Origin of the sequence: Ectobacillus panaciterrae DSM 19096 (assembly GCF_000430785.1) — a bacterium.
GTDB lineage: Bacteria > Bacillota > Bacilli > Bacillales > Bacillaceae_G > Ectobacillus > Ectobacillus panaciterrae.
In genome coordinates, this window is record NZ_AUMR01000004.1 from 110,380 (window position 1) to 125,451 (window position 15,072).

A 15,072-nucleotide genomic window follows, 5' to 3' on the forward strand; every position below is an offset into this window, starting at 1 on the left:
CTTATATTATAAAAGATATTCGTCTCTTCACCTAATCACGAACACTGAAATTAAAAAATAGCCAATCGGATGTAGGATTGGCTATTTTAAAATAGTTCACAATTGAAATGTATTAAAGGCAGATGAAGACAGCTTGGTCTGTAATAATCTTTTGCACCTTGTGATCATTGGGCTCGAGCGGCACTTCGGTCAAAAGCTGCTCCGAGAAAGCAAGCGCAGCAGTGCTTCCGTTGTATGACGGCAAGTAGCGGTCGTAATAACCGCCTCCGTATCCCAGCCTGTCGCCTTCTTGCGTAAAAGCAAGTCCCGGCACAATCATTAAGTCTATTTCAGATGGTATTGCCTTTAAAGTTATTTCGGGAACCGGCTCTTTTAAATTCATATAAACTGTCTCTAACTGTTCGTAAGATGTTATATAACGAAATACCATAGCTCTTGTTCCCCGGTCACATTTTGGAACTGCGACCTGCTTACCGCTGTGCCATGCTTGCTCAATTATAGGATATGTATCAACTTCATGAGCCATAGAAAGTGTGATGCCGACTGTGCGTGCTTTCTTCCATTCCGGCTGTTCATATAAGCGTGCTGCAATAACAAGGGATTTCTCAATATGCTTCTCTTTTGAAATAGAAGAAAGCTTTGCGAGCATTTCCGTACGCAGTTTTTGTTTCATTTCTTTCCTCCCAGCATATAAAAGAAGCAGTAGGAAAATATCCTACTGCTTACTTTGTTTCGCGGTGTAATGTAACTTTCTTTAATCTTGGGCAGTATTTTTTAAGCTCGATACGCTCAGGATTGTTACGCTTGTTTTTCTTAGTGATATAGTTACGATCTCCGCACTCTGTGCATGCTAGAGTAATGTTTACGCGCATGTTGATTTCCCTCCAGTCTTTAATAACATAAATCAGACTTTACTATGATATCACTTTTTAAATAAAAATTCTAGACCTTTTGATATTCTCTAATTTTTTCTATTATATTTGTGATTTTTTTCTTCGCCATTGCTGGACTTGAAGACTGAGAATAGACAATAAGCTTCGGTTGTCTGGAGTCTGAAACAATATAAGACCATTCCCCATTATCATGGATGAACTTAATACCGTCAAGCACCTCGAGTTCATGCTGCGGAACGTCATCAATCAGCATCCGCATTACTTTTCCTTTTTCCTTCCATGGACAAATTACTTCATCCCATAGCAAGTGAAACTGGGGATGATTTTTAAAAATCGCATAAAGGGGGAGCTTTTGCCAAGCCATAATTTCAAGAAGCTTCCCGATTCGAAATAAGGCATCTTGCCTAAATCGAGCAGCATGATCAGGAGTATTTGTCTGCTCCACATAACAAGTAATATAGCTGGTTCCCCGCTTAAGCGATAAAGGATAAACACCGGCTTCTTTATGAAGTAATCCTTCTGGGATATATATGCTGTCTTGCCCTATGCTCGTGTAAACATTTCCCCGTGAATCATACAATTCAAATCCATTTCCTTGCTCGTTAAAAATAACTCCCATATCGGCATGGCTGGATTGAACAAGCGATTTAATATGGTCCTCATTTACACGGGAGTATACCCAAGTAATACGGCAGCCAAGAGACTGAAAAAAAGATATAACCGTAGAATTAAAAGAGCTACCCAACTTATTGACCAGCAAGTGGAAACGCTGCTGCTGAATTGAAGGAACATTCAGCATTTGGCTAAGAGAGTGGACATATTGTTCCTCACATATTTGAATCGGCAGATTTGCTCCGATACTTTCTAAAGCTGTGCGACGATACTCTTCAGACATATAAGCTGTCTCAATGTCTTTTTCTTTTCTTCCAGAGACTAAAAAGCCTGTCGCATTATAAAATCGAAGAGTTGCTTCTTCTGCATCATCTTGCATATAGAAGAATACGCCACCTTCAACACTTTCTTGTGAGACAGCGTAACGAAAACAAGAATCATTCGTTTCTTGACACTCCAGTGTATGAATGCCCGTGGCATGAATACTGCTTATAAACACCTGCTTTAAAAGTTTGGAATACGGATTTTGATCACTGCCGACAAGAATAGAAGCAGCCAAAGGAAGCGTTGAACCGTAGGCACCTGCTATTTTCACGATTTGCTCTGGCGTCATATGAATATTTGCTTTTCCGCTTATGCTTCCCCTGCTTAATAAGGAAAAGGCGTTTTCTTGCTCAGACATAACAGAAGAAATAAGAACAGAACTTCCGGCAATGATTCTTCCAGGCCAAATTTTAACGTTTGCTTTTACAACTGTATTTTTTCCGACTTTACAATGATCTGCCAATATACTCTTTTCAAAAAGAGTGACACCATCCTCAACTATCGTACCATGCGCAATCGTTGCACCGTTTGATTCGCACTGTTTGCCAATATGCACATCATTCCCTACAATTGTTTTTGCCAATTGTGCATTTTCACACACTGTACTGTTCTTGCCTACAATAGTGTAAGGCGCTATCGCAGCGCCAGCCTTAATAACTACACCATCTCCAATTAGAGCCGGACCTTGAATTTTTGCGCCCTCTTCAATCGTCACACCTTCTCCCATCCATACAGCCGGCAATATTTCCGTGCAATCTATCGGGACATCTACCTTCTTTGCAAGCAAATCAAAATGCGCCTGTCTATATTGAGGAAATGCCCCGATATCAAGCCAATACCCATCACTTAAATAACCGTATACTCGTTCATTTCGCTCTAAAAGCAACGGAAATATATCATGGCTGAAATCATGAAACGTGTTGGGCTTCATATAAGAAAAAATTTCAGGATCCATCATATAAATGCCAGTATTGACGGTATTTGAAACAACCTCATTCCAATTGGGTTTTTCAATATATTTAACTACTCTGCCTGTATCATTTGTTACAACGAGACCAAAGTTCAGCGGATCTGAAACTTCTTTTTGAAAAATAGTAACAAGCCGATGCTCACTTGTGTGAAAATCCATTCCTTTTGACAAGTTAAAATCCGTAAGAGCATCCCCGCTAATCACAACGAATGGTTCATCTAAAAAATCCTCTGCCTGCTTTATACTTCCTGCTGTGCCTAAAGGCGGAGCATCTTCAAAATAAAATATTTTCACTCCCCACTTGCTTCCATCTCCAAAATAATTCCGAATGGCTGAGCTCATATACTGAACAGTCACAGCAATCTCCTGAATTCCATGCTTTTTTAACAGCTCTAGGCTATACTCCATAACAGGCTTATTAAGGAGAGGCAGCATGGGCTTTGGGAGGTTACAAGTTAACGGTCTTAAACGCGTACCTTTGCCGCCTGCCAGAATAACTCCCTTCATCATGTTTACCTCCCGTTTCTGGATTTATAAGTGACTTTATCATAAATTTTTATCGTATCGATCGCTATTTTTTTCCAACTGTATTCTTGTCGCACTAAGTCAAACCCTTTTTGCGCTACGCACTGAGCGCTGTCCTTGTTTTCTAACACTGTTTCTATTTGCTGCATGAAACTATCGGCATTGCCTGGTTCTGCTTTGTACCCATTATGTCCGTGCTTAACAATTTCACTTAATCCGCCGACATCGGACACAATAGTCGGTTTTTTGGCGAGCATCCCTTCTAAAGCAACAATACCGAACGGCTCATAAAGACTTGGCACTACTACGATATCGCTTTCTTGCAGAAATGCGCGCTGTTCTTCTTCACTGATATGGCCTACAAATAAAATAAAATGCTGCAGTTCTCTCTCCATAACCATATTTCGGTATACATCAAGCATAGGCCCTTTACCAGCTATAATAAAAATAATATAAGGATATTTTTTAATGAGGGAAGGAGCTGCTTCTATCACAGTATAAAAGCCTTTTTCATTTACAATACGACCAATTGAGAATACGAGGATGCGGCTATCTAAGCTATATTTTTTTCTTACTGAATAAGAGGGCTTCGCATAACAAAAGAAATTCTCATCAATTCCATTCGGAAAAACGAACAGCTTTTGCGGGGGGGATTCCAAAATCGTCTGAACTTCTTGCTTCATATATTGACTGCATACAATAATAGCATCAGCTTCTTGCACTAATTCTTTTTCTTTCATATGTATTTCCCACTGTAAGGATGTATGAATACCATAATTCCGTCCATGCTCTGTCGCATGAATCGTTGTAATGAGAGGGAAACCTTGTGTCTGCTTTAACGTTTTCGCGGCCGTACAGACCAGCCAGTCATGAGCATGAATAAGATCAAAGGTGATTTCTTTACATAAACGTTCAGCATATTGGACGATAGCCTCATTCAAACCGCCAATCCATCTATAGAAATTCGTCTTATCTTCGTACCGGCTCTTCACTCGATGTATGTGCACCGTATCCATATGCTCATAGCAAAGAGAGTCTTCTACATGGGTTGTAATGATATGAACGATATGGCCAGCTTCAGCTGTAGCTTTTGATAATTCGTATACATGTCTTCCAAGACCGCCGACAAGCATAGGAGGATATTCCCACGTTAATATGAGAATCCGTTTTTGTTCCATATATCCCTCTTTCCTCTCTCCTCCCAATACCCCTTACGCGAAAGAAAGCGTTTTCCTTTCAAAAGTCATTTTGAGGAGAGTATACATATTTCTATACAAATCATAACATTTGTCTTTTTTAGAGACAACGAGGCTATTTTGTCTAAAAACAGAAAAATTTGAAGAAAAAAGGAGCAAACTCACCTTGAGCTTGCTCCCTTTGTCATTTTTATTCGTTTAATAAATAATGCTTCCCTTTTACAAGGTAAAAAACATCTTCCGCAATGTTTGTAATATGGTCTGCCACACGTTCAATATAGCGTGCTACAAAGGACAGCTGCGTAATTTGATTAATATCTTCGGGCTTTTGCGGAATAGATGCCATAAACTCACGAACCGCTTTTCCGTATAATTCATCTACTACATCATCCATCTCAGCAATTTGCTTTGCAGAAGCCAAATTTTCTTCTTTATATGCCTCAATCGAGAGCGCCAACATTGCGTTTGCTTGTTTAAACATTTGCTCCAAGTCTTCGAGTGTAACGGAAATTTTCTTTTCTCCTAATCGGATTGTAGATTTGGCGATATTCACAGCATGATCTGCAATACGCTCTAAATCCGTTGCAATCTTAATAGAAACAAAGATTCTTCTTAAATCCGTCGCAACCGGCTGCTGTTTTGTAATAAGCATTAAAGCAAGCTCATTAATCTCTTCTTCTAAATCATCCATACGGTTATCATTGTCGATAACTTGCAGTGCCAATTCAACATTTTTAGAACGCAAGCCCTCCATAGCTACTTCCAAAGCTTCCTTCGCTAAAGAACCGAGCTCTATTACTTTTGATTGCAATGTTTTTAAATCGTAGTCAAATTGTTCGCGTACCATTTTCTTCCTCCTAACAACGCATCGATCAACCGAAACGTCCAGTAATATAGTCTTCTGTTCTCTTATCTGTCGGCGTTGTAAATAGACGATTTGTATCCGTATATTCTACTACCTCGCCGCTTAGGAAGAATGCCGTACGGTCGGAGATACGCGCCGCCTGCTGCATGTTATGCGTTACAATTACAATACTGAAATCTTTCTTCAACTCTTGAATCAGCTCTTCTACTTTCAATGTAGAGATTGGGTCTAACGCCGATGTCGGTTCGTCCATAAGGATTACGTCCGGTTCAATCGCCAAACAGCGTGCAATACAAAGACGCTGTTGCTGTCCGCCGGATAAGCCGTATGCATTATCATGCAAACGATCTTTTAATTCATCCCAAATCGCCGCACCACGCAAGCTTTTTTCAACAATCTCGTCTAAAACTTTTCTGTCGCGGATACCATGAATTTTAGGACCGTATGCCACATTTTCATAAATGGATTTTGGAAATGGATTTGGCTTTTGGAATACCATTCCAACGTGCGTGCGCAATTCTTCTACATAATAACCTTTATCAAAAATGTTGCGTCCGCGGTAAGCGATTGTCCCCGTCGTACGAACGATTGGCACAAGCTCTACCATGCGGTTTAACGTTTTTAAATACGTGGACTTACCGCAGCCGCTCGGCCCGATAATAGCTGTCACTTCATTTTCATAAATACTTAAGTTAATATCTTTTAAAGCATGGTCTTCCCCATACCATAAGTTTAATTCTTTCGTGTCAAACACAATATTTTTAGGAGCTTCCGCTTTCGTTTGTTGATTTTTCCCCTTCACATTTACAACTGTTGATACCATTTTATTTTCCCCTTTCATCCACGTTCAGCAGTTAATACCTTCCTTGCTTACGATTTCTTAAAATTACAGCTGCTGCATTCATCAAAATTAACAGCGCAAGCAAAACCAAGATACCCGCAGCAGCCACATATTGAAACTCTTCCTGCGGGCGGCTCATCCAATTAAAAATTTGGATGGGGAGCACAGTAAACTCATCCATAATCCCGACAGGAAAATAATTAATAAAAGCTAAAGCGCCTATTACAAGAAGCGGTGCCGCTTCTCCTATTGCACGGGACACTGCAAGAATGCACCCCGTCATAATACCAGGAAATGCTGCTGGCAGGACGATACGGCACATTGTTTGCCATTTTGTCGCTCCAAGCCCGTAAGATGCTTCTAATGCAGAGCGCGGAACAGATTTCAATGCTTCCTGAGAAGCTACCACGATGGTAGGCAGCACAAGAAGACTCATCGTTAAACCGCCAGCAAGCAAACTCTGTCCTAGGTTCATCATGTATACAAAAAACGTCAATCCCAGCAGCCCGAATACAACTGAGGGCACGCCGGCAAGCGTTTGGATATTCAACTCAATCATTCGTGTCAGCGTTGTTTTTTTTGCGTACTCCTCAAGATATAAGGCTGTACCCACTCCTAAGAGCAAGGAAACAAAAGCAACAATTACCATCAATGATACCGTTCCCCAAAGAGCTGCTGCAATTCCGGCCTGTTCCGCTTTTCTTGATGAAAAGTGGGTGAAGAATCCTATATCAATATACGTGATTCCTGCTAAAGCAATTCGATACAGCAGAATCACCAGCACACTTAAGGAGAATAAAGCAGAGCATATAAACATCATTTGATGAAACACATCCCTTTGCAGCCGGGATCTCATATGCGTTTTTATTTCTTTTCGGTCTATCAGCTTCATCCTAATAGACCTCCTTAAATCGCCGTGCTATATGCTGTGCCAGCAAGTTCATTCCCAGTGTAAACAGAAACAGCGTTGCCCCTACGGCATACATGCTGTAGTACGTTGTTGTCCCGTACACAGCATCTCCTAAGCTGACCTGTACGATATACGCCGTTAAGGTTTGAATGGACTGCGTCGGGTCTAACGAAAATACTGGCGTTGCTCCTCCCGCAATCACAACAATCATCGTTTCTCCCATAGCACGTGAGGCAGCCAGAACAACGGATGCCACCACCCCTGTAAAAGCTGCTGGAACAACAATCTTTTTCGTTGTTTCAGATTTGGTTGCTCCCATTCCATACGATCCTTCTCTCAGCGCCATCGGTACTGCACGCAGTGCATCCTCTGACAAAGAAGCAATCGTCGGAATCATCATAATTCCAATGACAATACCAGGGCTGAGCGCATTAAAAAATTGCAGACTCGAAATAACAGATTTGAGCAAAGGCGTTACAAAGGTTAATGCGAAAAAGCCATACACAATAGCTGGAATTCCCGCAAGTATTTCTAAAATAGGCTTTACAATTTTCCTTATCGTATCTGTGGCGTATTCACTTAAGAAAATGGCACACCCAAGTCCTATGGGAATTGCTACTGCCATCGCAATACTCGTTACCAGCAAAGTTCCGCATAAAAGCGGCAGTACACCGTAGCTCGGATTGTTCTTAAAAAACGGAAACCATTCCCGTGATGTAAAAAACTCTGCAAACGGTACTCTTTGAAAGAAGATTGTCGTTTCTGTTCCCAAAGTCCATACAATAGCCAACGTTGTAAAAACAGATACCGCTGTCATGCCGAGCAACAGAATTGGAATAAGCTGATCAATCAGGTATTTGTTCTTACGGTGCAGCTTGTTTTCGTTCATAAGCTTACGAACAACTAAGTTCCTATGACTGTTCTTCATTACGCGCAAAGATGAAAACCCCTTTCCATCCTTATCATACATTTGCGTTCTTATCTCTTTATCTGCTCCAGCTCTCGCAGTTGCTGTTTGTATCGATACTCAGGCAATGCAACATAACCAACTTCCTCAGCCAGTGAACCTGCATGCGTCAGCGTGAAGCGCAAGTAGTCATAGACACTATCGTTATTTCGTATAGATGCATGATTTACATATACATATAGAGGTCGAGAAAGCGGGGTATATCTTCCTGACTTAATTGCTGCCCTGGTTGGCAGTACACCATTCACTTTAACAGCCTTTACTTTTGCTGCATTTTCCGAGTAATATGCATAGCCCAGAAAAGCAATTGCGTACTTATCGCTCATGACTCCTCTGATTAACATGTTATCATCTTCTGATAAAGTGACAGACTTAACAATCGCCTGGCCTTTAAGCACTGCATCCTCAAAATAGTCATACGTACCAGAATCGACACCCGGTGCATAAAAATGAATAGAGGTATTTGGCCAATCCGGATGAACATCCGACCATTTCTTAACAACGCCGTTTTCAGACCACATGCGCTGCAAATCTTCTATTGTTATATTTTTTATCCACGTATTTTCGTTATTTACGATAATGGAAAGACCATCGCAGGCGATTTGAAATTCGGTATACGCTATATGATTCCTCTTGGCAACCTTCATTTCCTCATGCTTAATAGGGCGCGATGCATTATTAAGATCTATCTTGCCCCTGACAAAGCGATTAAAGCCGCCTCCTGTTCCCGAAATGCTAATCGGTGTTTTTACTTTCGGCTGTTCCCGTGCATATTCTTCTGAAACAGCCTCCATAATAGGATAAACAGTAGAAGAACCATCCATTCGAATTTCCCCTGATAAACTTTGCCGTGCGCTCGCATTTTCTGAAACTACAAGTACGGCACAAGCGAACAGCACTGCTGCAATAGGAAGTCCCTTTTTCATTCTTCGTTTCCTCCTAGAAGAACCCAAATGGGTCACTGATATAAGGATAATGTCAAACTATTAATAAGGTTTTAAAGCTTTGTAAAGGTTTTGTAAATATCGACATTTTTCGCTATAAATAAAGCTTGTACAAATGACAACTACACAAACACTATATGCGCTTATCCGCAAAAAAAGCACACTATCTATAGATAGTGTGCTTTTTTTTGTGGAAATTTATGTTTTATTCGTCCGTCTTCGGTATAAATGGTTGCTCAGGCTCGATATTTACCTCTTCTTTTTTTAAGTCGAAGTAAGCATCCATCACCCTTCTGGCGATGCTCTTGCTGATAGGGCTGTCATCAGGTACCCATGGGACAACAACGGAAAAGGCAATCTCTGGGTTATCTTCCGGAGCATACCCGATCATAGTCAGATTATAAGTAGAAGGAGGCTCGCCATTTGTACCGCTCTTCCGCTTGGCTGTATCAGGACCATCATAGAAGGTTTCAGCTGTTCCTGTTTTTCCAGCCACCTTATAAGGAGCGTTCCCAAAGGCTTTATGCCCTGTTCCTTCCGTTGTTTGCATGACCATATGGAATCCGTTCTGCACTTCTTTAATGTACTCAGGTTTCATATCGATACGATTCAGCACGACCGGTTCCATCGATTGCACCACTTTTCCGATTTCTCCCGGCTTGGAAACCGGCTCACGAATTTCTTTTACAACTTGGGGTTTAATTCGATACCCTCCATTCGCGATTGTTGAAACATATTGAGTAAGCTGAAGAGGAGTATACGTATCATATTGCCCGATAGCAAAGTCAAGCAAAAAACCGGGCTTAGCTGTAGTTCCCTTAAAACCTGTCGCTTCATTCGGCAAATTAATACCAGTAGGAACTCCAAGACCGAATTCACTGAAGTAATAACGCATTGTATCAAATGCTTTTTGAGGTACAGACAGCGTTCCGTCCGGTACATATGTGACACCGGCTATTTTCATGGCCGTTTTAAACATATATACGTTTGAAGACATTTGCAATGCCTGCAAATCGGTAATAGTCCCCATGTTTTTCCATGATTTTTTTTCTTTTGTCCCTTTAATTCTGATAGGTTCATCGACTTCCGTATTTCCTGGACTGGTGACTCCTGTTTGAAAACCTGTCAGCAAAGTCGCTCCCTTTACTACAGATCCTACTGCGTAAGAGCTTGTCATCGTCCCCAATGCATAATCGCTTACCTCTTGCTGACCGGCTTCGTTCGCAATAAGTTGCTTTCCGGACATCGACAGTACTTCACCGTTTTTCGGATTCATCATCACAACAAAAGCGCGATCTAGATACGGAGCGCCTCCCTTGGCTTTCGTGGCTTTAAGCTCTTCTTCTATAATTTGTTCCACTTTCTTTTGAAGTTCCATATCTATGGTCAGGATCAAATCTTTGCCTCGTTCCCCTTTAGACAAATATACCTGTTCGAGGATATTTCCGTCTTTATCGGTGACATTTTTGATTTTTGCCTTTGTCCCGTGAAGCATATCTTCATATTCTTGCTCAATGTAGCTTTTCCCGATCCTGTCATTTCGGTTATAATCCCGAACCAAATAATAGTCCAACCGCTCTCTCGGAAGCCCTTCGTCGGCACTCGTCACTCTTCCAAGCACAGTAGTAAACATGTTGCCGTACGCATAATTACGCTCCCAATCAGTGGTTGTATCGATCCCGGGAAGACTGGCTAAATTTTCACTGATTCTCGCATACTCCTCAGGCGTAACATCTTTATTTTTAATGATTTGCGGCGTCATCGCATAGCCGCTGTCCATTTTTCGCTTAATTGCTAATACTTTTAAATCTGAAGGCGTAAACTCCTGCAAATCCGCCTCTGTGATGCGTTCAAGCTGAAGATTATATATCTTCTTATCATCCAGCTTTTTATTTTGGAACGCTTGCCATTCTTTTTCTGTTATTTTTTCTTTGGCTTTCTCTGGATTCATCTCGAGCCAGAAGTCTTTTTTGTCTCGATCTGTCAGCTTGTCCGTAGGCATATCAATCAGCTTCGCCAATTTCTGAGCGATCGCTAAACGACCTTCACTCTTGAATCCCTTCAGACGTGTATATGTAACAGTTCTTAGCGGTGTGTTGTCCACTACCGTTCGACCGTAACGATCATACATTTTCCCACGCGGCACCGGCGTATTGACCGTTAAATTTTCTGTTCTTTCAACCTCTTTCGTATAATCCCCGCCATATACAATCTGCACGATGCCAAGGCGTAAAATGAGAGCAGAAAACATGATGAACACAAGGAAAAACAGCATATTTAAACGAATCGGCACATGACTCTTTTTTTTCTTCTTTTTCTTTTTCATGTTTATCCCCCTTTAAGCGGAAAGAGACACCTGATCGGCAGGTGCCTTTGTATACTGCGTTTTTTATTCTAATATAAAATATGAGAGAAGTTAACCTTCCCCTTCCTTCAGCTCCTGCCTTGTCCGAGAAACCTCCAATCCGCTTTTGGGCGGTGTTTTCGTATCGTACGTAATATTTCGTACTGCAAAATAGATAAACAAATGTCCCGCACCTATTATTCCAAGCAAAAACGGAAGACTTTTTTCTGCAACAAAAAAATGAACAGCCGCGAGGAAGGACAAGATGGAACAAATACGCCCTAAATTCAAATATAGCTCTCTGACCACTATATACTCTACCCGCAGTTCTTTTGCGTTTCTCGCTTTTCCGATTACATCATATGTCATAGAATTGTACGGTACAAGCAAAATAGGGTATGCCACTGCAATACAGGCGGCATATATGAGCAGCTTTGCATATGTTACATCAATAATTACAAAATAAACAGCCACATATAAAATGATACCGCCTAAAAGGATCGCTTTTTTTCGAAGCTTCCCTTTAATAATGCGCGCTGCCAAGTAATAGCATAAAAAAGATACGCCGGAGCTGACGAGACCGAATTTCCCGATTGCCAATTCACTTCCCGTTGTAATGTAGACATAAACGGAGATAACAAATATAAACGTGCCTTCCCGCAGCCCTTGAAAGAAATGGGCAAGCGTGATTCTCTCCCAATTTCGGTTCCGTTTTCTTTCTTGAAACACCTGCCGCAGTTCATACCTTCCTTCGCATTCTCGCCGAGAAAGAAAAAAGCTTAATACAACTGCGATAGTAAATAAGGTTAAAGAAAGGACAAAGATAAAAGTATACCCATTCCACTTTTTCATATTGGAAATGATAAGACCAGCTAATATAGGACCTATCATTCCTGCTAAAGATGTTAGCAGCCCTAGAAATCCGTTAAAAAAGTCCCTTGTTTCAGGTTCCGTAATTTCAAAAGTAAGCAAGTTGAAAGCAAGCCAATAAAATCCGTAACCAATTCCCAAAATGCTTCCAATCATTAAGATAAATTGCGATGCATGCGTTCCGGCCAGCAGCACTGTGATGAAAAAGACTGCGAGAGCACTGACACCAAACCGAAGAATTACAATACGGTCAATCTTTTTTGCAAGCTTGCCCGCAAAGGAAAATGTAATGGGCTGCATCACCACAACTGCCAAATTGTAAAGACCGAGATTCATGAAATTTTTCGTTTGCTTCCATAAATAGATGTTTACAAACGTATTAGATAAAGATATCCCTAACGTATACAGACCGCCAATTGTCAACAACAAAATCAAGTCGCGATTTACCTTCACATCACCGAGTAAATGTTTCATTTTCATAATTCAAAAACTCTCCTTTGCTTCATGCTTTATTCTCCCAAAGAATGAAGCAATTATGTAAGAAAAGCAGAGCACAAAAAAAACAGGCCGGGATTTTCCCGAACCTGTTTTGCATTACTTCGCTTCTTGATAACGTTTTTCTACTGCATTCCAATCCACTACGTTCCAGAATGCACCAATGTAGTCAGGACGACGGTTTTGGTAATGTAAGTAGTAAGCATGCTCCCAAACGTCCAATCCTAAAACAGGTGTTTTACCTTCCATTAGAGGAGAATCTTGGTTTGGTGTGCTTGTAACTTCCAACTCGCCGTTATTTACAACTAACCATGCCCAGCCAGAACCGAAGCGAGTTGTAGCTGCTTTTGCAAACTCTTCTTTAAACGCATCGTAGCTGCCGAATTTAGCGTCGATTGCTTTTGCAAGCTCGCCTACAGGTGCTCCGCCGCCGTTTGGAGAAAGAATCGTCCAGAATAAAGAATGGTTCGCATGTCCGCCGCCATTGTTGCGAACAGCAGTACGGATTGCTTCAGGAACTTCATTTAAGTCTGAAACTAATGCTTCCACGCTCTTTTCAGCTAATTCCGGGTAGCTTTCTAAAGCAGCATTTACGTTTGTTACGTAAGTGTTATGATGCTTTGTATGGTGGATGTTCATTGTTTCTTTGTCAAAATGAGGTTCTAACGCATCATAAGCATAAGGTAATTGAGGTAATTCGTATTTCGCCATTATAAATTCCTCCTATATATGTATTTGGCAACGGGTTTGTCCCCTTATCACCAAGTTTTATTTTACACTATTTTCAAAATAGTGAAAAACATAAACTGTACTTTCTGAAATAAAAGTACCAAATTTTATTATGTATTTCAAATGATATGCTTATGCATGAAAAAAAACGGGCAAAAACCGCCTGATCCTTTTTAGATGGGCATAGTGTGCCTGCCGAGTATAGTAACGGTCAGAGCCTTCCAGATGCCCTCCCCTGTGTCTTTTTACTCAGCATATTTTGCTGCGAACAGTCGCAAATAGAAGAAAGAAATAGAGAGCATTGGCGCAGAATTTTATACTTTCTTACTTTACAAGAAAAACGGAGCCGGCGAAGTTAGACATCACCCAAAGAACCGGCTCGGTCAGGTGCAGAACAAAAAAACTTATCCCTGCTTATCTTTAAATAAAAAGCGATTGGCGCTCCGCCAATCACTTCGGATGGACCCTGTAGGGCTCGAACCTACGACCGGACGGTTATGAGCCGTCTGCTCTAACCAGCTGAGCTAAGGGTCCTCATAATAGCGGCAGAGGAGATTCTATTGGGTATGGATTGTGAAGCTGCACCGCCACGACCTAAAATAATGTTAGAGATAGTAATAAATGTAGCATGTGTCAAATAATTATGTCAATTAGGTTTTTGCGCATTCTTTCAGTAATTGCGGGGCCAAGCCTTGTTCAATTTGTTGAAGGTACGTTACAATGAAATTGCTGATTCTAAAGAGGGAAGTGAAATTATGTCATTATTTACTCAATTGTACAAGAGCCTATATTCACCAAAAGACATGGCGCGTTTTCGTTTTCAAAAAATCGGAAAAACAATTTTATACATATTGCTTTTGTCTCTTCTTGCTACTATCCCTGAGACTATTCAAATCGGGAACATCATGAAACAACAATTTTCTCTTTTAGATCAAACCATAGACTCCGAAATTCCTAATTTTTCGATTGAAAATGGAGAATTAAAATCAGATTCGCAAGAGCCTGTTGTGAAGGAAGAAAATAATTTCACATTTGTATTTGATCCAAATGCAACGGAAAGTACAATTTCTTCATCTAATTTAAATAGCCTTTATATTTTAAAGGATCGTATTATTACTGTTTCTAGCGGACAAGAACAAACATATCTGTATTCTTCTTTTAAGGAATTTGCCATTTCTAAAAAAGACATTCAGGACTTTGTTGCGTTTATACAAACGATGTATCCGATTGCTATATTCGTTATTGGGGTATTTTTGTTTCTGTTCAATGCCTTTATCACTTTTGTCGGCATTACACTTTTGTCATTTGCGGGAACGGTTTTAAGCAGCCAAATGAGCCGGAAATTGAATTACAGGCAGCTGTGGACGCTTATGGCCTACAGCTTTACCATTCCTACTATTTTCTTCATGATTATGAAGGCATTAAACATCGTCGTGGCATTCCATCTGTTCGTATTTATATTTGCAGCATTTTTTGTTCTCTATTTAATTATAAAAGAAGTTCCTCCTATAAAAGAAAAAGCATCATAACTCGCATATGCGGCATTTTTTTATAGGACAAGCATATATTTCTCTACAAAAGGAGTGG

The 15,072-nt window shown here is 40.7% G+C and carries 13 protein-coding genes and 1 tRNA gene; 1 reads left to right on the forward strand and 13 read right to left on the reverse strand.

Going from position 1 to position 15,072, the window contains the following annotated elements; translation table 11 throughout:
• Positions 1–112: 112 nt before the first annotated feature.
• From H540_RS0102145 to H540_RS0102205, 13 genes are all read right to left on the reverse strand, one after another.
• Positions 113–673 (reverse strand): 5-formyltetrahydrofolate cyclo-ligase, encoded by a 561-nt coding sequence (locus H540_RS0102145; protein WP_034670165.1) that lies wholly within the window; start codon positions 671–673, stop codon positions 113–115.
• Between the two features lie 49 nt (positions 674–722).
• Positions 723–872 (reverse strand): 50S ribosomal protein L33, encoded by a 150-nt coding sequence (gene rpmG / locus H540_RS0102150; RefSeq protein WP_028399211.1) that lies wholly within the window; start codon positions 870–872, stop codon positions 723–725.
• A gap of 70 nt (positions 873–942) precedes the next feature.
• Entirely contained in the window at positions 943–3,306 is a 2,364-nt protein-coding gene (locus H540_RS0102155) for a sugar phosphate nucleotidyltransferase (protein ID WP_028399212.1), read from the reverse strand.
• Positions 3,307–3,311: 5 nt separating this feature from the next.
• Positions 3,312–4,502 (reverse strand): glycosyltransferase family 4 protein, encoded by a 1,191-nt coding sequence (locus H540_RS28790; protein WP_051316959.1) that lies wholly within the window; start codon positions 4,500–4,502, stop codon positions 3,312–3,314.
• Between the two features lie 208 nt (positions 4,503–4,710).
• Complete coding sequence (phoU, locus tag H540_RS0102165) at positions 4,711–5,367, reverse strand: phosphate signaling complex protein PhoU (protein WP_028399213.1); 657 nt, start codon at positions 5,365–5,367, stop codon at positions 4,711–4,713.
• 25 nt (positions 5,368–5,392) lie between these two features.
• Complete coding sequence (pstB, locus tag H540_RS0102170; RefSeq protein WP_028399214.1) at positions 5,393–6,208, reverse strand: phosphate ABC transporter ATP-binding protein PstB; 816 nt, start codon at positions 6,206–6,208, stop codon at positions 5,393–5,395.
• 31 nt (positions 6,209–6,239) lie between these two features.
• Positions 6,240–7,118 carry a phosphate ABC transporter permease PstA gene (pstA, locus tag H540_RS0102175; RefSeq protein WP_028399215.1) on the reverse strand — a complete coding sequence of 293 codons (879 nt, stop codon included), beginning with the start codon at positions 7,116–7,118 and terminating at the stop codon, positions 6,240–6,242.
• Position 7,119: 1 nt separating this feature from the next.
• Positions 7,120–8,064 (reverse strand): phosphate ABC transporter permease subunit PstC, encoded by a 945-nt coding sequence (pstC, locus tag H540_RS0102180; RefSeq protein WP_028399216.1) that lies wholly within the window; start codon positions 8,062–8,064, stop codon positions 7,120–7,122.
• Positions 8,065–8,114: 50 nt separating this feature from the next.
• Complete coding sequence (locus H540_RS0102185) at positions 8,115–9,029, reverse strand: PstS family phosphate ABC transporter substrate-binding protein (protein WP_081414969.1); 915 nt, start codon at positions 9,027–9,029, stop codon at positions 8,115–8,117.
• A 223-nt stretch (positions 9,030–9,252) separates the two neighbouring features.
• Entirely contained in the window at positions 9,253–11,379 is a 2,127-nt protein-coding gene (locus H540_RS0102190) for a peptidoglycan D,D-transpeptidase FtsI family protein (protein ID WP_483782868.1), read from the reverse strand.
• A gap of 84 nt (positions 11,380–11,463) precedes the next feature.
• Positions 11,464–12,741, reverse strand: a complete 1,278-nt coding sequence (locus H540_RS0102195) for an MFS transporter (protein WP_028399219.1) — start codon at positions 12,739–12,741, stop codon at positions 11,464–11,466.
• A 114-nt stretch (positions 12,742–12,855) separates the two neighbouring features.
• A complete protein-coding gene (gene sodA, locus H540_RS0102200; RefSeq protein WP_028399220.1) occupies positions 12,856–13,467 on the reverse strand; it encodes a superoxide dismutase [Mn] in 612 nt (203 codons plus the stop codon).
• A gap of 478 nt (positions 13,468–13,945) precedes the next feature.
• Positions 13,946–14,019 (reverse strand) — tRNA-Ile (locus H540_RS0102205).
• A gap of 221 nt (positions 14,020–14,240) precedes the next feature.
• Between H540_RS0102205 and H540_RS0102210 the strand changes: the two genes are divergently transcribed.
• Positions 14,241–15,014 carry a DUF1189 domain-containing protein gene (locus H540_RS0102210; protein ID WP_028399221.1) on the forward strand — a complete coding sequence of 258 codons (774 nt, stop codon included), beginning with the start codon at positions 14,241–14,243 and terminating at the stop codon, positions 15,012–15,014.
• The last annotated feature ends 58 nt before the right edge of the window (positions 15,015–15,072 follow it).